This window comes from Bacteroidia bacterium, assembly GCA_027493955.1.
Lineage (GTDB): Bacteria > Bacteroidota > Ignavibacteria > SZUA-365 > SZUA-365 > JAOSJT01.
Genome location: JAOSJT010000001.1, coordinates 4,793,083 through 4,812,668, shown reverse-complemented (window position 1 = coordinate 4,812,668; position 19,586 = coordinate 4,793,083). Strand labels below are relative to the sequence as shown.

Below are 19,586 nucleotides of genomic sequence, written 5' to 3'. Positions count from 1 at the left end.
GATATTTCACGGCAGCCGGACGAGAGGTCCCCGTACCGGAGATCGGCGCAGCCGCATAAGCGTGGCGTGATTCGACGGATGCTCTAAAAGAGCCCCGCCCCACCTGCATCGAAAGACCTACACACAGCAGCGAATCGCGAGACCGTCACTCCCTCTTATCCGGACACCCATCGCTGTCCTGAAAGCCGTTGAATGCTTCTGGCAGCCTGGGGCATTTGTCCACATCGTCACGGAAACCATCTCCGTCGGTGTCCTGGCTCAACGGGTTCGTGAAGATCACCCGCAACTCATGGAAATCGTTCAAGGTGTCGCCATCGGTGTCGGCTTTCAGCGGATTTGTCCGTTCTATCATCACTTCTTCGAAATCCGTAAGCCCATCCGCGTCCGTATCGGCCTTCAGCGCATCGGTTTGCGCTGTGAACAACTCGTAATCATCCGATAGCCCGTCACCATCCGTATCCGGCAGCAACGGGCTTGTACCGTATTCGATTTCCTTCCCGTCCGGAATCCCGTCGCCATCGGTATCAACCATATTCGGATTTGTACCCAGAAGAATCTCCTCACCATCCGGCAGGCCGTCGTGGTCGGTATCGGACATGAGCGGATTCGTGAAGAACGTCTGCACTTCATTGGCATCGCTCAGATTATCACGATCGGTGTCCAGCGTGTCGGAGCGCGTGTGGTATTTGACCACCTCTTCATAATCTGTCAGACCGTCGTTGTCCGTATCGATGAGAAAGGGACTGCTCTTGAGCTGCGTGAGCTCATACCAGTCACTGAGCCCGTCCCCGTCGGTATCCTGGTCGTAGGGATTGGTGTTGTGCCGGGCTTCTTCATCATTCGTCAACCCGTCGCCATCAATATCGGTATCCGGAAAAAGATAGATACGCAGACCGGCGGTCAGGGAGAAATGGAAATCGTTTGCGGTTTCCGCCGCATTCGGATTTCTTGGAGCGCCCGTGCGTACGGCATAGGTATCGCGCACTTCGTCGGATGGGAAGGCGTCGAGATCTCCTGTCAGGGAAAGATTGGTACGCACTTCGGCGGCAAAGGCAAGGCGACGACTGATAGACGCTTCGAAGCCCAGGCCTGCAGGGAAGATCCATGTCTGTTGCTCGGCTTCCTCGGGCATCAGATACAGCCCCCCCACTTTATAATCTTCAGGAGTGTACCACATTCGTCCGGCGCCACCGAGAAAATACACATTGAAATATCGCGCGGGGAGTAAATCGAGATAGAAAAGCCCGGAGAAGGACTGAAACTCGGTACTGCGATCCACCTGATTTCCGTCGTGGCCGAATTGTACCTCAAACGCCGACTGCGTATTTCTACGCCAGCGCCTGTTATAGGAAAGCAGACCCTTTTCCGCCTGCAAACCGAAACGGAGATACGGCCCTATTGTCCACGATGCGGAGGCCCAGTAATTCGCGTCCACCTTTCCGTCAGAGAACTCACCGTTGTATTTGGCGATGCCTCCGCCCGCCGTGATGGCAAGTTGTCCCTCCGAGTAACGCGGGCGGCCGGGATAGATGATGTCCTGTGCAAGCACTTCGACGGAAGCGGTGAGCAGAGTGATCGTAACGAGGAAAATGGACGTGATCCCGGATTCCGGCATCATGAACTGATGGAGACGCGTTCGAATCATTGGCCTATCCTGCTCCCGAGTTTCAGAATATGCATTTCGACACGGCGGTTTATCGCCTTGCCGATTTCACTCTCATTATCGGTCAATGGACGACTTTTACCGAAGCCCTTTGCCTCGAGCCGACGTGACGCGACCCCCTGGCGAACAAAGAAGTTCTTCACCGCCAGCGCTCTGCGCATCGACAAATTGTTGTTGTATTCCTCCGTCCCTTCGTTGTCCGTGTGTCCGCGGATCTCCACCACGAGGTCCGGGTACGTCTTGAAGATTTGCACTTTCGACATGAGCTCGGCAAGGTATTCCTTCGGAAGCACATCGCGGTCGAATTCGAAATGGATGTCTCCGAGCATGAACGTCTTGCCGTCTTCCAGTCCATCCATGGAGAATTCGGGCAGTGGTTTTGGAATCACAAACGTGCTGAAGTCGTACTGGGTTGCCGCACTACTCCAACTCGTGTCTATAGATGAGTATGGTACGATGTGCTGCACATAACGCGGGTCGTAATCATAGTAGCGAGCGAGCAGAGGACGTGGTTGTGGACCGTAGACGGTGCTTCGATTTCTGTTCCACACACCGCCTTCACCGGTGCCGACCTCCGTGCCACGACCCGTATCACCCTCTCCCGGTTTCGGACTGCGTCGTCTGTCCCCAGTGCCATAGCCGCTCCCTGGCGCAGTTCCAGCTCCGCCGTCACCGCCTTCGCCTGTACCGGGCGCTGCTCCTTCGCCGGAATCACCACCCGTGCCTGTCCCCGGCTTGGCACCCTCACCCCCTTCACCTGTTCCGGGTCCTGTGCCTGCGCCGCGATCACCGCCTGTTCCGGTGCCGGGGCCCGTGCCTGCACCGCCTTCACCCGTTCCGGGACCCGTGCCTGCACCACGATCACCGCCCGTTCCCGTTCCGGGTCCTGTGCCTGCACCCCCTTCACCCGTTCCGGGACCCGTGCCTGCGCCACGATCACCGCCCGTTCCGGTGCCCGGACCGGTACCCTGACCGGAATCGTCCCGCGAAGCGATCGGTGGTGCAGGGAAGCCGATGCCGTCAGGGCAGCCGTCGCTGTCCGCAATACCGTTGTAATTTTCCGGTACGAGCGGACACTGGTCCACGCCGTCCCATATGCCATCGCCGTCCGTATCGCGATCAATGGGATTCGTTCGCGTGACTTCGATCTCATGATCATCGCGCAGCCCGTCGCCATCCGTATCGGCCTTCACGGGATTGGTTCGATGGAACGCAATTTCCTCATAATCCGTCAATCCATCGCCGTCCGTATCATCCTTGAGCGGATTGGTTCCGTAGGTCATGACCTCATTGTAATCGAAAACGCCATCTCCGTCGCTGTCCGGTTTCAGCGGATTCGTACGATAAATCCGAACCTCGTCCGCATCCGTCAGGCCATCGAGATCGGTGTCGATATGTGTGGGATAGGTCCCTACTTCAAGTTCCTCCCGATCGCTCAATCCATCTCCGTCCGTATCGGCCATCAGGGGATTGGTGCCGTGACGGTAGATCTCGTCGAAATCAAACAATCCGTCGCCATCGGTATCGCGAACGATGGGATTCGTTCTGAACACCGTAACCTCTTCATAATCAGTGAGACCGTCACTGTCGCTGTCGCGTGACAACGGTTTGGTCTTGTGAATATGCACTTCCTGATAGTCGGACAAACCATCTCCATCGCTGTCGATATCGTACGGGTCACTTCCCAGTACTTCCTCGTCGCGATTGCGGATCAGGTCCCCGTCGTAATCTTCGTTCTGAAAAAGAAAAAGCTTCAGCCCGATACTCATGGAAAACAGATTGTCGTTGACCTGTTCCGGATTGTACGGACGTCGGCCACCCGCTTTGATATACTCGATGTTGATGAGTTTTTCATCGTACGAATCAAAGTCCCCGATAAAGAATAATTTATACTGGACTTCGGCGCTGAACGCGATACTTTCGGTGATATGCACATCGAAGCCGGCTCCGAGGGGTACGGAAATCGTACCCGGCATGTCTGCTTTTGGTCGTACACGGGCGAAATCACTACCGTGATCTTCCGCATCGTACACGGCAACTCCCGCCCCGATAAAGCCGTACAGATCAAACACCGACCACTGTATCGGGGTGACCTGCAGGGCGAGATGGAAGGCGGAAAACTCTGTGGAGCGCTCGCTCTCCTCGAGACCAAACTGGAATTCGTATAATTCCGGATCCACCATCGTGATCGCACGACGATACGACGCCATGCCATAATCCACACGCAAACCGGCGGAAAGAAAAGGCCGGATGGAGTACATTGCGCTCAGCGACATTAAGCGCGCATCGTCCACAGGCGTGAATTCACCGATGTATCTGTTAATCCCTCCTCCGAAACGGATCGCCAGCAGGCCTTCGGAATATCGTGAGCGGAAGACATGGTCGAGCATGCCGTCCTGCGCCGTGGACCGGGAAGACAGGAAGAGAATTGCCAGCACCATGAGCAGCATGCCACGGCGTAGCAGTGTAATCGTTGGGATGGTGACCAGCACGGCCGCGCTGGTGCGAAGGATCGTAGGAAACACCTGTTCCTGCGTGTTGTGAAATGTGCGTTTCGTAGGAGAAAAATACGGAATTCCGGATTATTACCCTAGTCCGTCAACGACCATCCGGCCACATGAAACGCATACAGTAAAATCGTTGCCGACATGGCCAGATTCAGGGATTCCGCCGCTCCGCTGCCGGGGATGGTCACCGCATTGTGCGCACTATCGAGCAACGGCGCCGGAAGGCCATGTGCTTCGGAACCCAACACCAGTAATGGTCGTGGCGGCACGTGCAAACGCGGCAAGGCCTGCCCTCCCTCCGCGACGGCGGCAAGGAGTGTTCGCCCGGCAGTGTGTGCGATGCGCAGCAATTCCTCCTCCGTATCGTAGTGGCATATTCGGACTCGGAACATCGATCCCATCGCCGAGCGCACAACCTTCGGGTTCCAGGGCTCGACACTACCCGAGGACAAGAGCAGAAGCGGGATCCCAAACCAATCCATCGCGCGAATGATGGTACCGAGATTTCCCGGATCCGCTATGCCATGAAGCGCGACGACGGGGACTTCCGAGCTGAGCGCCGCATCGTCCACACCGGCTGGCGAAGGGATCGGTGCCACAGCCGCGATACCCTGTGGCTGCCGGGTGTCCGTAAGCTTCAGAAATTGCTTCGCGGTGCTGACATACACCTGAATGTTTGCCTCTTCGCAAGCTGTGATCAGCGAATTATAATGGTAGAGACGCGCATCGCTGACGATGAGGTGGCTGATCGAAATGTGCTCCTCCAGCGCATCCCGGACGAGTCGTTCTCCCTCGAGCAGAAACAACCCTTCTGCATCCCTGTTTTTTTTAAGCTTGAGACGTGACGCGTGCGCGATAAGTCGGGCGGTTGCGTGCTGTATAATCATGCTCAATTATGCTTCGCACCCTCGTTTATCCAGGTCCTGATGCCGTTGAGCTGATTCTGGTTGATGATCACCGGAACCTCTATGGGATGCGGCAGTCGTCCGTCAAGCTTCTGCATGAGATAACTGGCGTCGCTGTTACCGGCGATCACAATGCCAGGACGCTCCGTGAGTGCGACGTACGACGTGAGACTCAGGTTGCCGGCACGCGTTTGATCTTCATGACAGCCGTAGTTCGCGCAGCGCAGGGTGAAGAACGGCTGCACGTGCGCGGCATAACTGACATCCTTCTCCGGAAACACGATTTCGTCGCCGGGGCGGACACCATCGTCGCTACACGCGACCAGGTAGAAGCCGGTCAGTACGGGAAGGAACAGCAGAGTGATGGTGATGCTGAAACGCTTCATTTGCCTTTTCCGATAATGGTGATTCTTCCTTCAATGTCTCCGGTGATGCGGCCCTGTCGGCGCGCATACTCGATAAAGACATCCCTGCCCACCGCAGCCGGCAGTGCCGGACTGAGCACAATATCACGTTCGGGAAGTCCGAACACGTCATAGAGGTGGCCTCCGACATAGCTGTTCGTTACGATGCGGTAGGTTGCTGCCGCATCGACGGGGCGCCCGGCGACGTCTGCCCGAAGTGCCTCCTCCGGAACTGCGGTGAAATCGTAGACGTAGCGTACCCCACTGACCTGGCAGAATTCCTTCGAACTCCGGGCCTGATGACGCAGCATGTCCAGAAGTTGCGCGCCGCTAACCGTGAAGGTAACGAATTCATTGTCGAACGGACTGATTTCCCACATATCCCGGAGAGTCAGCGGTCCCGCCGGCATGTCCTTCCGTATGCCGCCGATATTCTGGAATGCGACATCCGCGTTTGCGAAATCGCGCATCACGTCCGCCTGCCAGTTGCCGATAGTGCATTCACCGTCAAATACCCGTATCCAGTCCTTCTCCAATACGGCGATCTGCTCACCCAGACCCTCGGCGACCTGTGCCTCCAGTTCGGCAACTTTTGCCGCGATGATGGAATTCGGTGTCACAGCATCCGTGCGCGTCGGTATCAGCCGCCCGTGATAGGATCGGATGATGCCGGAGTTTGTTTCGACCGTGGCGTCGATGCGCCCGAGCCACTTCCCGCGTTCGCCGGCTTGCGCTATGATGGCACCATTGACGCGCCGGGGAATTTCGAGAGCGGTGTGGGAATGTCCTCCAATGATCACATCAATGCCACCAACCTGCTCGGCGAGCAATGAATCCGCCTCAAATCCCATGTGACTGAGAACGATGACGCACGTTACGTTGTGATTCCGTTCCAACTCGCCCATCGTCTGCCGAACGGCAGCGACGGGATCGAGGACGTCGAGATCGCGTACGTTTTCGCGCATGGTCAGCACCGGAAGATCCGGTGGTGCGAGCCCAATGACGCCGACGGACAGACCCCGAAGCCGGAGTATGCGGTAGCGCGGGACGAACGGCGCACCACGAACTTTATCCCAAAGATTCGCCGAGATGATGGGGAAGCTTACCGTCGTCAGTAATTGACGGAGATTGTCGGTACCATGGTCGAACTCATGATTCCCCAGCGTCATCGCGTCCGGCTGTATTAACTCCAGCAACTCGAACTGAGACCGACCATTGGTGAGCGAGGAGATCGGTGTGCCCTGTACATCATCTCCGGCATGGAGCAAAATGACGTTTTCGTTCTCCGCCCGAATACCGTCCACGTAGGCCTTCAGGGTAGCGGAGCCACCCACCTGCACCTTCGTCTTTCCGCCCTCCCCGTCATCAATCATCATCGTGACCGGGACGTTCTGCGCGTGAAAATCATTATAGTGAACAATGGTGAGACCCGCCGTCTGCTGCGCAGCGGAAGGGAGAACGGTCACCAGACCGAGCAGAATAACAAGAAGCAGTCTATGCATCACGGGCAATAGTAACCTCGGCATCTGACAGGTTGTATCTCGTGCTGTCGACACATGCAAGCGATGCTGCGTCCCGCGTCGGGACGATGCAGCGCTTGGGCGGTCGGAACAGGAGTGAAATCTACAAGCCACAACAATAAGAAAAAACCCGGATCGGTGTCCGGGTTTGCAAGTAGCGCGTACGGGAATCGAACCCGTGTTTTGGCCTTGAGAGGGCCACGTCCTAGCCGCTAGACGAACGCGCCGAAGCGGAACATATAATATAGGGTTTTCATGGGTTACTCGCAAACGAATTACGACGTACGCGATTGACGACCTCCGATTCACGATTCACGATTCACGTTTCACGTTTCACTCCGCCACCGGCGGACCGATTCCTGCTTCCCGCCATCACGCAATGTGCGGCGGGTGCTGTACGTTCAGTGATCACAACCGCACGCGAGTACTCCTGTCCGTGCCTTGGTGAGGGCTTCACGCCCTTCCCGCCAGGCAAAGTAAGCGATACCCAGCGAACCCAGAACATCAAACCATCCCCACCCGAACATCTCGTAGGATGCGCTGGACGCAAGGAGTATCATGGAGAGATAAAAGCAGGTTTTCGTGCAGTTCGCATCGGCGATGATGGCATCGGAACGAAGCTGTCGGCCCACGCGCAACTTGGCGCGAAACAGAAGGTACATCGTCGCCAGCGACACCGCCGAAATGACTATCCCGGGTAATGTCGTTTCCGGAACGGTTCCGACGACGACATTGATGACCGCACCGGCCGTAAGTCCCACGGCAAGCAGGTAAAAGGCGATGCCGGTGATGCGCAATGCCGTACGTTCGAAATTGTCCCGCTTCTCTTCGCCCTGACTCCGCAATCGCCGGATCATGTGCGCTATGCCAATACCGGAAAGCACTTCCACAAAACTGTCCACACCGAAGCCGAACAACGCGAGCGTCTCGTCGCTCTGGCCGAAATACACGGAGATGACTCCTTCGGCCACATTGTAGGCAATCGTAATGACACTAAGGAAAAAAGCGTTACGAAGGAGTTGCTCGCGCGTGATTGTATCGCGGGAGTTGAAGGCGGAACGCGAGGTTTGGAAAATATGGCGCATACAGACGTAACCCCGGACTGTAGAATGATGGTTCCCGACCCGCTTATTGATCTGTTACGGTGAAATTCCTGTAACGGTGAAATTCCGTGAGCCTCACTTGGAGTACGTGTCCGGCCGTCCTATCTTTCCGGATTACTTTCAGGGTGAACTATGACAATCATACATGCGGACAAGCTCACCAAAGTGTACGAGGGGAAGCGCAAAGGCGCCGTGACGGCGCTGGACTGCTTGTCACTCGATGTGCATGACGGAGAGATCTTTGGGCTGTTGGGGCCGAACGGCGCAGGAAAAACCACATTCATCAAGGTGCTTCTCGAAATCGTCTTCCCCACCTCCGGGAGTGCGACGTTGCTCGGTAAGCCCATAGGACATACCGATGCGAAGTCCGAGGTGGGCTACCTGCCCGAGAATCATCGCTATCCCGACTTCCTGACGGGCGAACAGGTGCTTTCCTATTTCGGGAAACTCAGCGGTCTCGCAGCAGAGACGCTGGGGAAGCGTATCGACGAGGTCCTTGCGCTTGTGGACATGACGCAGTGGAGAAAAACCAAAATCCGGAAGTATTCGAAGGGCATGCTCCAGCGCATCGGCCTTGCCCAGGCGCTCATCAACAATCCCCGCCTGGTCATACTCGACGAGCCCACGGACGGCGTCGATCCCATCGGCAGAAAAGCCATACGGGACGTGCTCGTGCGTTTGCGGAACGAGGGGAAATCCGTTTTCGTCAACTCCCATCTCCTCAGCGAGGTGGAACTGATCTGCGACAGAGTCGCAATTCTTGACAAAGGGAAGCTGGTCCGTCTCGGATCCGTCGAAGAACTCACGACCAGGCAGGAAAGTTACAGCATTGGTATTCACGGCACACTCCCCGACAATCTGCTCGTGCACTGGGAGGCGACACGCATGGACGCCCGGCTCCAGGATGGCGAACTGCACCTCCGCTGCGACGATGTCACGCGGCTCAACAGCGTGATAGATCAACTCCGGGAAGCGAACGTTCTAATCACCTCGTTGCGACAGCAACGACAGAGTCTGGAAGATATGTTCATCGAAGTCATTTCAGGGGAGAAGGCGGAATGAAACTGCGGGCGATCATAGGATACACGTTTCGCGAAGGATTGGCGCGTAAAACCATCATCGCGTTCGCGACAATTTCAACACTGGCCCTGCTCGCGCAGGTGCTTCTCGCCCTGCTCATGCCGGACACCATCAATGTCGGAGGCGAGGGAGCATCGCAGCAGGTGAACATCTCCGGCTCACAGGAGGTGATCGGCCAGATACAGGCCGTGGCCCTGGGCCTTATCACCTTCGTCGCAACCATACTCGCGGTATTCGCCACGGCGAGCATACTGCCGCGCGTCATGGAAAAAGGAGCCATAGATCTTCTGCTCTCCAAGCCCGTCAGCAGAGGCAACATTCTCCTTGGCACCACGCTCGGCGCCGTGCTCATCGTGTTCGCCAATGTGGGGTATTACATCGGCGGATCATGGATTATCGTGGGGCTGTGGTCCGGGTACTGGAATTGGGGCTTCCTCGGCGCAGTGCTGCCCATTACATACATGTTTCTCGTGCTGTATTCCGCGATGATGGTGCTCAGCATCGCCACGCGCAGCTCCGCTTTGAGCATGATCGTCATTTACGCGCATGTCTTTCTCGTCGATCCCGTACTCGAGAACCGCCGGACACTCGCGGAGCTCACCGGCAACGACACCGTCAAGACCGTGATGGATTTTTTCTACTATCCTCTCCCCAAGCCCGACGCCATCTCCAAAGTCTCGACGTCCATGGTGCTGCATCTCGACATCCCCTGGGAGCCGCTGTGGACGAGCGGGCTGTTCGCCTGCGCGATGTTCGCGCTCGCCTGGTGGATGTTCAGTAAAAAGGATTTCTGAGAGCGTCTTTCGTCTTGCCGCAACGTCTCACCGCGCGTATCCGCGACTGCGGGCTGTTTGCGGTACTGCGACGTCCTTCCTTCGCGCACGGAGCAGGGTGAAACCAAAGATTCCCTATCCTGCTGGGGTGTGAAACACCACCGTGCTGAGTAATCAGGACCGCTGTATCCCTTACCAATCCTGTGTGCCGGGGACCTCACAAAGGATTGCCGTCTGTGTACGCTTCGTCGGCCCTCCTCCTTCGTTGACGGCTGTGTACACAAACCATTGGACCGAGTATCGTGACACGATAGATCGAGTTTTTCTTTCCCGAACACCTGAAAGTACTTGCGTCAAGTCATTTCGCGGGTTATTTTAGGTCAAAAATCCGTCCCCATCAGGAGATCATCCCAGCCCGCTTCGTAACGCGCGGATCACATTGCGCCGCATGCGTCTTCAAAAGGCGCCGCACGTGTGTGCCCGTGGATTTCTGTCAGTCCAACCACCGTTTGTACAAGGAGGCCGCATGGAACAGGGTGTCGTCAAGTGGTTCAACAACGCCAAGGGATTCGGTTTCATAAAACCGGAAGATGGCGGAGATGTGTTCGTCCACTATAAAGTCATCGAAGGGGAGGGCTACAAGAAGCTCAAAGGCGGCGAGCTTGTGGATTATGAGGCCCAGGAAGGTCCTAAAGGTATGCAGGCAGTCGTCGTCCGCAGGCATGCCCCGGAGGATGCGTCCTGACTCCGTCGCGAATTATGTGCCTCTCCTCATCGGGAGAGGTTTTTTTTTCGCCGTAAATATGGCATTTTCCGACGTACGGTATCCACTTTTTCCTTGCGGCGACATTATCACCCTTCACTGCTTTCATGCCCTCGACGCTTCCAAATACTCTGACATTCGCCCGCCTGCTGCTCTCGCCGGTGTTCTTTCTTCTGATCATCGCGAATGATCCGGTACAAAAGCAAGTTTCCATCCTCGTGTTCATGGTGGCCGCGCTGACGGACTGGTATGACGGTGAAATCGCCCGCCGCTATGGCTCGGTTACCAATCTCGGCAAATTCCTCGATCCGCTTGCGGACAAGTTCCTCACCTCCGCGGCCTTCGCCGGTTTCGCGGTGCTGGGTTACGTCCACTGGTGGATGGTGGTGGTGATCATTGTGCGCGACATACTCGTCACCGTACTGCGCTCACTGGCGGAAATCCGCAACGAGCATATCGTCACGAGCAAAACAGCACAGTGGAAAACCTTTATTCAGATGGCCGTCCTGTACTACCTGTTGCTGCTCATTGTGGGACGGGACGTCGGTTGGGTTCGGGACGTACTTGGCGCCCTCATCCCCTCCCTCCTCGATACGGGCGTCGTCTATATGATGATGCTGGCGGTGACACTGCTCACTCTCTATACAGGCGTACAGTATCTTGTCGACAACCGACGCTTTATCGCTCGTCTGCTGAGTGGTGCGAGGCAGGTGGTATGAAGCAAAGCAATGCGGCAGCCGCACTCCCCGAAACCCGCGGCGCTCTGCTCTGGGCAGCGCGCGTGTGGGGGAGCTTCTTTTTTACGGGGTACGCACCCGTCGCTTCCGGTACTGTCGGTTCTCTTGCGGCAGCGCTGGTGTACTGGTTCCTGCCGTTCAGCGGCAATGGCGTCATACTTTTTCTTCTCGCCTGCGCGGTATTGCTCACAGGCGTCCCGGCAGCCACGCTGCTGGAAAAGCATCATGGCGACGATCCCTCCCTCGTCGTGATTGACGAGGTGGCCGGCATGTGGCTGGCACTCGTCTTCCTGCCGAAGACCTGGGTGGCGCTCCTCGCGGCATTCCTCTTCTTCCGCCTTTTCGACATTATCAAACCAGCGCCGGCGCGTCAGCTCGACCGCATGCGCGGCGGAGCGGGTATCATGCTCGACGACGTGATCGCCGGCATATACGCGAATATCGCCACACAGCTCCTGCTTCTCTTCCTGTGACATTGTTGTTTGCTTCACGCGGATTTCCTCGCCATTTTTTCCCACAGGTTGAAATCATCAAGGGTGCATACATGAAATACGGACTCTCGCTGCTGCTGTTCTCGCTTCTATTGACGTCCTCGCTCACCGCACAAGAGGAGTATGACGACGACGACTACCGTCCGAGCAAACGCGACAGACGCGGCGGTATCATCGGCGGCGGTGGCGGCATAGCACCCACATGGAATTTTCTGAATATGACGAAGCTGAACGGAGCGCTACAGGAAAAAGGACTGCCGCAACTCAACGAGGACGGCATGTTCATGTTCGGCGGTCACGGCTATGCGTACGTCGTATTCATCCCGAATCTCCGCATCGGAGGGATGGGATACGGTGGGTCGCTGGAAACACGGCGCGATCTTGACGGACGGTATCAGAGTTCCCGGCTCGATGTCAGTACCGGCGGCGTGACACTGGAGTACGTGCTGGCTTTCGGCCGGCTGCACTTTGCCGTCGGCGGCCTCCTCGGCGGCGGATCCTATACCTTGACGCTTACCGAAAGCGACAATGTTTCGAAGACCTGGGGCTCCCTCTTCCCCTCCTCGCCGACTTCGGCGGCGGACAGCCGGCATGAGCTTGTCAACAGCTTCTTTGCCTTTCAGCCCACGTTGACCGTGGAGTACGAGTTGCATCCCTTCATTGTCGCGGGGGTGACAGCCGGATATTTCGGCACCGCGGGTGACGAGTGGAAGCTCGACGACAATTTTACGATGCTGAATATGCCGGCCTTCGAAATGAGCGGAATGTTCATTCGCGCTAGTCTCACCTTCGGATTATTTCTGGGAGAATAGCGATCCGTGGAAGTCCGCGCCTACGCAAAGATCAACCTCGGCCTGCAAATACTGGACAGACGGGCAGATGGCTACCGCAATCTGGTGACGGTGTTTCACCATATTGACCTGTACGATGTATTGACGTTCCACCACGCGAACAGTGGCGCCGCGATGGAATGCAATCACCCGGATGTGCCCTGCGACGAGAGCAATCTCTGTATTCGGGCAGCGAACGCCGTCCTCCGTCATGCGCGATCCGGTGGTGTGTATATGACGCTGGAGAAAAACATTCCGATGGGTGCGGGTCTGGGCGGCGGGAGTTCCAACGCCGGTGCCGTGCTCCGTTTCCTCCCTGCGTTGCTCGGAGTGCACATCCCCGAAGAAGAGCTGCGGCACATGGCGCTGGAGTTGGGATCGGATGTCCCATTCTTTCTGATGGATGGTTGCGCCGAAGGGCGTGGGCGCGGAGAAGTACTCACACCGCTGCCATTTCGTAATCCGTGGTGGATACTCACAGCCACACCGGACGTCCATGTATCTACCTCCTGGGCCTATGCCTCGCTCGGCGTGCAGCACAGACATAGCGCAGTGCACGCAGCGGACGCGCTGCTCCGCGCGGGTTCGGATCAGGCGTTGCTCAGGGACGTTTTGCATAACGATTTCCAGCATATCGTCACCACGGCATACCCGGCCATCCACGAGCTGCTGTACAGCATGGAGACCACGGGAGCGCTTGCGGCGGCCATGAGCGGAAGCGGGTCGTCCGTATTCGGATTGTATGCCCGCCAGGATGAAGCGATCGCGGCGCGGGAGGCTCTGCCGGGCCAAACCGTGTGTTCACTCACTGCGCCGAATTTTTCCCCTGTTCCGATTCCGGCATCCCTGTAACTTTTCGACACAAATTGTGTTTTTCTTTAGATGGAAGAAAAAATCAAACCGGCTGTTTCGCAGAGGCAATCTTCACGTTTCCTCTTCCTGTTGCGCACTGGCGCCGTGAACGGCTTTCTTGTTGTCGCTCTGGGCGCTTTCGGTGCGCATACTCTGCGCGATCTCCTGAGCGATACAGCCGTAAAAACCTACCAAACCGCAGTCCTCTATCATGCGATCCATTCCCTGGCGGTACTCGGTTGTGCCGTCCTTCTTCAGCATGCGCGTCCTGCCCGGGTACACCTTGCCGCATGGTTCTTCCTGATCGGTATCGTTTTGTTCTGCGGCAGTTTGTATCTGCTTTCGGCGACGGGTATTCGCTGGCTCGGGGCGGTGACGCCTTTCGGCGGAGTTGCTTTCCTCAGCGGTTGGGCATTGCTTGTTTTCTCTGTACCTTATCCCTCTTCATCGCCTCACGTCTCTTGACGGATTGATTATGAAAGTTCCGACGTCACGCATCCTTCCGCTTCTTTCCATTGCCATCACCCTGGTGTTTTCCGCATGCTCGGATGACGACTCGGATTTGATCGAACATCATTTTAATCCGCAATGGTCGCCCGATGGTTCGACGGTTGTCGCCGCGTATGTACGTGGAACCGCTATGGCCGGAGGAGAGGTGACCGGCCCCGGTTCACCCGCGCATCCCGGTACGGAACTTGCGATACTGACTGTCAATACGCGCAGCAAACGCATCATCGATCTGGCACCGTTGCGTACGCAGCACGCTCTGTACGAGTTTGATCCTTCCGGCACGGTCCTCCTCCTTGCACAAGATGGCCGCCTCTCCCTGGTGGACCTCAACGGTACGCTTCGCGGGAGCTATAATGTGCCGGGTGCTCCGCAGCACGTCTTCGCTCGTTTCGTGGAGGGTGCCGGTAATGTCGTTCTGTGCGCCAGCGGCACCACGCAACTGGAGGTGCGCCGATTGCTCTTCGACCCGACAACCTGGAGCGTGATTGACGACTCGTTACTGATGAGCGCTCCTGCACCTGCTCCGTTGGTCGCCCTCACGCCTATTGGTCGCGATGGACTCGCGCTACGCTTCGAAAATGGCGTTGTACGTGCGTACTCTTTCGACGGCACGCTGCTGCATTCGTTCACGACCGACTCGTACACGACAATCAATGCCTGGCATCAGCGGATGGTGTATTTCCAGCGGCAGTTCGGCAGTCCGCTCCTGTATGTCATGGAGAAAGACGCTCTTTCGACTCTGGACCTTTCTTCCGGTGCGAAATCGGTTCTTGTCACGGGCCAGGTGATTGACATGGATGTATCGGACGAAAGAAATGCTCTGGTGTATGAGACCAAAACCGGGGACGTGTGGCTGTCGTCGGTCGCAGGCCTTCCGCTCAGCCGCATCGCTCCGCAGAACCTGATGCCCAGATTCAGCGCCGACGGTGCCGGCATTGCCACAGTGGAACGACTCAATACCCGGACGGATTCGCTCCGCATCCTGCGCTTCTTCTGAATCCCGCTGCATCGGGCATGTCCCGAACCGCATCCGGGATATCCCAGTCCTCCTCGATGGATGTCTGCGCAGAGGACGGCCTTCGGCGGATACCATCGCTTCGGCGCTTCCGGACGCATGGACCGTTGCACAAGTCAGCCGCGGGAGCTGACCTGCATGCGAAGTGCGGTTTTTCCATGATTGTGCGCTCTCTCGTCACCGTGGGTCATTGACCTGACCGCCTTTCCAGACACACCGCTCAATCCATACTTGCAGCTCTTTTTTATCATTCTTACGGCGCTGCGCAAGTTCGAAGCAGTGTTGTGCGTCGGCGATGTTGCCGCGGCGATACTGCAGCCGACCGAGCAGCGCGTGCTGCTCAGCACTTCTCGCCGATTCGGGAATAGCGCTCAGTCTGTCGAATACCTCGTCCCGAAATTGCTTTTCCATCCCGGCACGCTGCATGGTCTCGTCGAACAGGGCTGGACGGTCCGGTCGCTTGCGTTGAAGCGCAAGCAAGGTACGCGCTATGTGCTCGCGTGCGCTGTCGGCATTGGCGGATATGCGGAGAGACCCAAGCATCAGGACTCTGACGCTGTCGTCCCGATAATTTTCGCGCAGGAGACGGAGAAAGCGACCTGCGCGATCCGTCGTCCAGCCGGGGAGGTCTATCGAGACAAGACGCGAAAAGGCGGTGTCTGCCCGCACCGAATCCCCGAGCGCCCAGAAGGACGCACCCTGCCAGAGCAACAGGGGGAGAACGGAGTATGCGCGGGTGCTGTCGTTCAGAAGAAGGATTGTCTCTTCCTGGACCTCTTTCATGCGTTCGTCTTGATACAGCGACTGGACGATTCCAAAAGCGGATGATGCCGACGGCGCCATGCGCTCGAGAGCGCGGTACTCGCCGAGAGCACGATCCGAAGCTCCCTGCCGCAGGAGTTCCGAGGCTCGACGACTGCGGTCACCAACTGTGCGCGGACACATTGCGGTGAACAGGGACGGGCGCCTGAATAGATACGCAATCGCGAGACTGTCCACAGAAGAACCCGGCGTGGAACGAAGAAAGCGATGCCAGGCGCGTTCGAGATCATCATACGAACGGACGTACACGCCCTCGATGTCATCAGCGGCGTAGGCTTGTTTCATGCGATCGAGCCCGTACGTGTCAATCAACCAGCGTGTGAATGAGCCCCCGGCCACGTATCCGACCGACGACGAGCCGGACATGAATCCGGATGTGGACATGACGCGCCGGACCGGGGGAAGGATGCCATAACGCAACATGCCTGCAGCATAGTCATGCAAACTGCGATTACCGAAGTCCCACTCTATCGCCATTGCCAGCCCCTCCGTCAGTCCGAGTACACGGATGAACGGCACTCCGATGAAATTCGGTCCGAACTCCCTGCCCAGGACATGCACGAGCTCGTGCTTCAGCGACTGCGACCACCCTTCCATGGACAGGTGGATTTCATTCTTCCAGGGGCGCGCAACTTCGGAAGAAAAGGTGCCCAGCAAACACCCCCGCGTTTGTCTGTCGGGATAGAGAACGGAAATCAATCCCCGCGGCACCTCTACGCCTAACTCGGTGCACACTTGATGCAAACGAAATTCGTGCTCTTCCCCTATAAATTCGACATCCTCTTCGTCTACCGCAGCGGTATCATACAGCAGGGTGAAATGTGCGCTGTGGTATTCCCCGTGCAGATGCTGCCGAATGTTCGCGAAAGAATTGGAATATCCGAATGCGTCACTCCGCGCAGTCAGAAATACAGCCGCCGCCATCGAAGGTAAAAAGATCGCTGCGATAGCCATGCGCTGTCCCGCTGTCAATCGTCCCTCGCGCCGGATCGCCCGAAGCGCCGCGGCTGCGGACAGCATCATGAGTGCAAATGCGACTGTCAGTATGCGATACACCGCGAGTGTTGCGAGCGGGGGCGCATGCTGGTCCCACGACAATCCGATGAACATGCCGAAAACGTGATTGTACGAGTACAATTGCGGGCGTGTGAGAATCTCGAGGAGCGGCTGGACGAGCAGTACAAGCAGCACGATCAGGAGTGCGAGCCATGCTCTTCGTGAAAACAGCGCGCGAAGTAGTATCGCCAGCGACGTACTGAATAAGACGGTCATCCCCGGAATCAGCAGGTACAGCAGCATCCCCTCGAATGGCGCACAGTTACGCACGAACAACGCGTTGAAAACCATGACCGCGGCGGGCGGCAAAAGAAGAAGCAGAAACGCGGATGAAAGCAGCAGCCCGTCGCGCAGCACCGACGCAAGCGCCGTCCTCCCCCGCAGGCGCTCAAGTTTCCGTAACACGAGCAGGGATACGCCTGCGGAAGACCAGCCGGCTACAAGCCCAATACACAGCGCATACTCATACCCCAAAACCTGAAGCAAAGGAATCTGTGTGCATACGAGGGCCAGGAGCAGCCAGACGGCTCCGGTTCCGAGCATCACAGGCATGCGGATAATCCGCAGCAGCCCTTGAACACACATCCCGGGGAAGTGCGCGGCCTCTCCTGTTTCTGCCTGAAGCGATGCTCTTTCTCGTATCATCAGCTCTGCTTCCCTCCGTTACGATTTAGCGTGCCTCTTTCGCCGGCGAAGCACCCGTGGAACGCGCCACCAGGTATCCCTGCGTGCGCAGTACAATGCGGAAATCCCGCGGGAGCACATCGCCGGGTTCGCGATGCGCATCATGCACGCCATCATCGAGTTCCACCACGGCGAGGAGGGAATAGCGCTCCGCCAGCGCGTGCAGACGACTCTGCACAGCCTCGATGCCGCGATGCCGGGGCTCGAGTCGTTCGGTGCGTGGTGCATCGGTGTGCCAGCCAATGTCCGCACCATCGAGATACCACGTGAGTTGAGGATTTTCTCCATTACCGATGAGGGCCAGCGCCGTCGGTTGGGATTCCCGAATGAATCCGGATACCGCATCGGCGCCGTCAAGCATATTTTTCGGTTCAGCGTGGTAGTAGCGATATGCGCTGACAGCGAAAATCACAACAACCAGTGCCCAGAGCGAACTGCTGCTGAAAAGACTCGCCGCAGGAATGTTCGCTGCGCAGATCAAAGCGAGAATCACCGCACAAAGTGTGACGACAGTGAATATCAACGCGATAAGCAGTGTGTCACCGGTGACCCCCGCGGAAGATGCGATGCCAATGACACTCTTGACGGCAATGCGCCAATCCAGCGAGAGCGACCAAACGAAGCATAACGCGGAGGTGGTCAGCAGAAATTTTCTTACCGGCAGCGCGGTTCTGCGCGCAAGCTGCACCCCGCGCATCGCGAACAGCGCCAGCGGAGCGAACATAGGAAGCAGATAGACCTCGAAACTGCTCCCGGTTGCCAGCAGTGCCGTGAACTGAAGAACAAACCAGACGACGAGCACGAGAAATCCCACGGACCGCCTGCTGCGCAACGTGCGGTACATGGCGAAAAGGGCGAAAGGCAGTATGGCGGAGACGTGGACGCTAAGCTGATTGAAGTAGTACAGCAGACCGGTTTCCTTCATCGTCCCCTCCTGACCTCCGAGCGTCGCGCCGAGAGGTACTGCGGAGGAAAAAATGTACAGCAGATTTCCGTCGCCGTGCCGAAGCGAAAAGGAAAGCAACCAGGGAAGCCAGAGGGGTAATGACAGTGCTGTTGCGGTTATGGCGAACGTTAGCGCACGACGACGCTCCGCGCCATTGAGCAGCAAGCCGGCGCAGAATATGCCCGCCGGCACGGAAAGCGCGAAGAGCATTTTCGTCATCAACGCCGCACCGAGAAACAACGCACCTGCCAGCAGATGACGCTTCCGCTCTTCACGTACATAGACGATCCCGGCCCAAAGCGCCGCCAGCATCAACAACGCGAGCAGCGCGTCCAATTGCCCGAGTCGTGAATACCGGACAAGCAATGGCGCGAACCCCACAAACAACGCGGCCAGAGTTGCCAGCGTGCGCGGTACCATTCTTCGTCCGATACGGTACGTCAGCAGTACCAGTCCGGCACCTGCCAGAGCCGATGTCAGCCGATGCGTCCACACCGCTTCACCGAGCAGCAGCGACCAGAAGGTGGAAAACCAGACATACAACGGTGGATGGGCGCTGTAATAACTCCCGGCAAGCATGTTCACACTCTGGTCCCATACTTCTCCGAAGCGCAGTATCACCTGCACGCGCAGCGCATAGATCGCCTCATCCCATTGCTGCATTTCACCCAGCGCGAGACCGGGAAAACGCCAGAGCGCAGCGAAGGCAATCATCCAGGGAGCAGACGCACGAAGCCGGGCGTCCACGGTACGGCGCCAATTCCCACTGTACGTGCGGCGGTACTTGTCGGTATTGATATACGTGAGTCGCGTCATGACAGCAGTATGCAACATCAGCGAAATCACGCACAGAAGCAACCGTCGGGCATGCGGACGCGTTCGGCGGGAGCCGGCATGCAGGTCCGCTCCGCGCACGACGGGCGTT

17 protein-coding genes and 1 tRNA gene are annotated in these 19,586 nt (G+C 57.4%); 9 read left to right on the top strand and 9 right to left on the bottom strand.

What is annotated here, in order from left to right; genetic code table 11:
• Nucleotides 1-145: 145 nt before the first annotated feature.
• The 7 genes from M5R41_18235 to M5R41_18205 form a co-directional block, all read right to left on the bottom strand.
• A complete protein-coding gene (locus M5R41_18235) occupies nt 146-1,645 on the bottom strand; it encodes a hypothetical protein (protein ID MCZ7558338.1) in 1,500 nt (499 codons plus the stop codon).
• Nucleotides 1,642-4,188 (bottom strand): OmpA family protein, encoded by a 2,547-nt coding sequence (locus M5R41_18230; GenBank protein ID MCZ7558337.1) that lies wholly within the window; start codon nt 4,186-4,188, stop codon nt 1,642-1,644. The genes M5R41_18235 and M5R41_18230 overlap by 4 nt, the downstream gene beginning before the upstream one ends.
• 65 nt (nt 4,189-4,253) lie before the next feature.
• Entirely contained in the window at nt 4,254-5,057 is an 804-nt protein-coding gene (locus tag M5R41_18225) for an RNA methyltransferase (GenBank protein MCZ7558336.1), read from the bottom strand.
• 2 nt (nt 5,058-5,059) lie between these two features.
• Entirely contained in the window at nt 5,060-5,461 is a 402-nt protein-coding gene (locus M5R41_18220; protein ID MCZ7558335.1) for a hypothetical protein, read from the bottom strand.
• Nucleotides 5,458-6,981 (bottom strand): 5'-nucleotidase C-terminal domain-containing protein, encoded by a 1,524-nt coding sequence (locus M5R41_18215; protein MCZ7558334.1) that lies wholly within the window; start codon nt 6,979-6,981, stop codon nt 5,458-5,460. Before M5R41_18215 ends, M5R41_18220 begins: the two co-directional genes overlap by 4 nt.
• Nucleotides 6,982-7,154: 173 nt before the next feature.
• Nucleotides 7,155-7,226: transfer RNA gene (locus M5R41_18210), tRNA-Glu, on the bottom strand.
• A gap of 174 nt (nt 7,227-7,400) precedes the next feature.
• The gene (locus M5R41_18205; GenBank protein ID MCZ7558333.1) at nt 7,401-8,084 is read right to left on the bottom strand and encodes a hypothetical protein; all 684 of its coding nucleotides are present in this window, start codon (nt 8,082-8,084) and stop codon (nt 7,401-7,403) included.
• 150 nt (nt 8,085-8,234) lie between these two features.
• Between M5R41_18205 and M5R41_18200 the strand changes: the two genes are divergently transcribed.
• From M5R41_18200 to M5R41_18160, 9 genes are all read left to right on the top strand, one after another.
• Nucleotides 8,235-9,164, top strand: coding sequence for an ABC transporter ATP-binding protein (locus tag M5R41_18200; protein MCZ7558332.1), 930 nt, complete (start codon nt 8,235-8,237; stop codon nt 9,162-9,164).
• Nucleotides 9,161-9,976 (top strand): ABC transporter permease, encoded by an 816-nt coding sequence (locus M5R41_18195; protein ID MCZ7558331.1) that lies wholly within the window; start codon nt 9,161-9,163, stop codon nt 9,974-9,976. The genes M5R41_18200 and M5R41_18195 overlap by 4 nt, the downstream gene beginning before the upstream one ends.
• A gap of 505 nt (nt 9,977-10,481) precedes the next feature.
• Nucleotides 10,482-10,700, top strand: a complete 219-nt coding sequence (locus M5R41_18190; protein MCZ7558330.1) for a cold-shock protein — start codon at nt 10,482-10,484, stop codon at nt 10,698-10,700.
• A gap of 125 nt (nt 10,701-10,825) precedes the next feature.
• Nucleotides 10,826-11,437: a CDP-diacylglycerol--glycerol-3-phosphate 3-phosphatidyltransferase gene (gene pgsA, locus M5R41_18185; protein ID MCZ7558329.1), complete on the top strand. Its 612-nt coding sequence runs from the start codon at nt 10,826-10,828 to the stop codon at nt 11,435-11,437.
• The gene (locus tag M5R41_18180) at nt 11,434-11,928 is read left to right on the top strand and encodes a phosphatidylglycerophosphatase A (protein ID MCZ7558328.1); all 495 of its coding nucleotides are present in this window, start codon (nt 11,434-11,436) and stop codon (nt 11,926-11,928) included. Before pgsA ends, M5R41_18180 begins: the two co-directional genes overlap by 4 nt.
• A 71-nt stretch (nt 11,929-11,999) precedes the next feature.
• Entirely contained in the window at nt 12,000-12,758 is a 759-nt protein-coding gene (locus tag M5R41_18175; protein ID MCZ7558327.1) for a hypothetical protein, read from the top strand.
• A 6-nt stretch (nt 12,759-12,764) separates the two neighbouring features.
• Nucleotides 12,765-13,628: a 4-(cytidine 5'-diphospho)-2-C-methyl-D-erythritol kinase gene (gene ispE, locus M5R41_18170; GenBank protein MCZ7558326.1), complete on the top strand. Its 864-nt coding sequence runs from the start codon at nt 12,765-12,767 to the stop codon at nt 13,626-13,628.
• 30 nt (nt 13,629-13,658) lie between these two features.
• On the top strand, nt 13,659-14,093 hold the full coding sequence (locus M5R41_18165) for a DUF423 domain-containing protein (GenBank protein MCZ7558325.1): 435 nt from the start codon (nt 13,659-13,661) through the stop codon (nt 14,091-14,093).
• 10 nt (nt 14,094-14,103) lie between these two features.
• Nucleotides 14,104-15,135, top strand: a complete 1,032-nt coding sequence (locus tag M5R41_18160; protein ID MCZ7558324.1) for a hypothetical protein — start codon at nt 14,104-14,106, stop codon at nt 15,133-15,135.
• A gap of 195 nt (nt 15,136-15,330) precedes the next feature.
• Here M5R41_18160 and M5R41_18155 read toward each other — a convergent pair whose 3' ends face one another.
• Complete coding sequence (locus tag M5R41_18155) at nt 15,331-17,583, bottom strand: hypothetical protein (protein ID MCZ7558323.1); 2,253 nt, start codon at nt 17,581-17,583, stop codon at nt 15,331-15,333.
• 118 nt (nt 17,584-17,701) lie between these two features.
• A complete protein-coding gene (locus M5R41_18150) occupies nt 17,702-19,477 on the bottom strand; it encodes a glycosyltransferase family 39 protein (GenBank protein ID MCZ7558322.1) in 1,776 nt (591 codons plus the stop codon).
• Between the last annotated feature and the right edge of the window lie 109 nt (nt 19,478-19,586).

Coding starts and splice junctions, on each gene's coding strand:
- M5R41_18235 (MCZ7558338.1), bottom strand. CDS start 1,645: ATGATTCGAACGCGTCTCCATCAGTTCATGATGCCGGAATCCGGGATC.
- M5R41_18225 (MCZ7558336.1), bottom strand. CDS start 5,057: ATGATTATACAGCACGCAACCGCCCGACTTATCGCGCACGCGTCACGT.
- M5R41_18220 (MCZ7558335.1), bottom strand. CDS start 5,461: ATGAAGCGTTTCAGCATCACCATCACTCTGCTGTTCCTTCCCGTACTG.
- M5R41_18215 (MCZ7558334.1), bottom strand. CDS start 6,981: ATGCATAGACTGCTTCTTGTTATTCTGCTCGGTCTGGTGACCGTTCTC.
- M5R41_18205 (MCZ7558333.1), bottom strand. CDS start 8,084: ATGCGCCATATTTTCCAAACCTCGCGTTCCGCCTTCAACTCCCGCGAT.
- M5R41_18200 (MCZ7558332.1), top strand. CDS start 8,235: ATGACAATCATACATGCGGACAAGCTCACCAAAGTGTACGAGGGGAAG.
- M5R41_18195 (MCZ7558331.1), top strand. CDS start 9,161: ATGAAACTGCGGGCGATCATAGGATACACGTTTCGCGAAGGATTGGCG.
- M5R41_18190 (MCZ7558330.1), top strand. CDS start 10,482: ATGGAACAGGGTGTCGTCAAGTGGTTCAACAACGCCAAGGGATTCGGT.
- pgsA (MCZ7558329.1), top strand. CDS start 10,826: ATGCCCTCGACGCTTCCAAATACTCTGACATTCGCCCGCCTGCTGCTC.
- M5R41_18180 (MCZ7558328.1), top strand. CDS start 11,434: ATGAAGCAAAGCAATGCGGCAGCCGCACTCCCCGAAACCCGCGGCGCT.
- M5R41_18175 (MCZ7558327.1), top strand. CDS start 12,000: ATGAAATACGGACTCTCGCTGCTGCTGTTCTCGCTTCTATTGACGTCC.
- M5R41_18165 (MCZ7558325.1), top strand. CDS start 13,659: ATGGAAGAAAAAATCAAACCGGCTGTTTCGCAGAGGCAATCTTCACGT.
- M5R41_18160 (MCZ7558324.1), top strand. CDS start 14,104: ATGAAAGTTCCGACGTCACGCATCCTTCCGCTTCTTTCCATTGCCATC.
- M5R41_18155 (MCZ7558323.1), bottom strand. CDS start 17,583: ATGCCTGTGATGCTCGGAACCGGAGCCGTCTGGCTGCTCCTGGCCCTC.
- M5R41_18150 (MCZ7558322.1), bottom strand. CDS start 19,477: ATGACGCGACTCACGTATATCAATACCGACAAGTACCGCCGCACGTAC.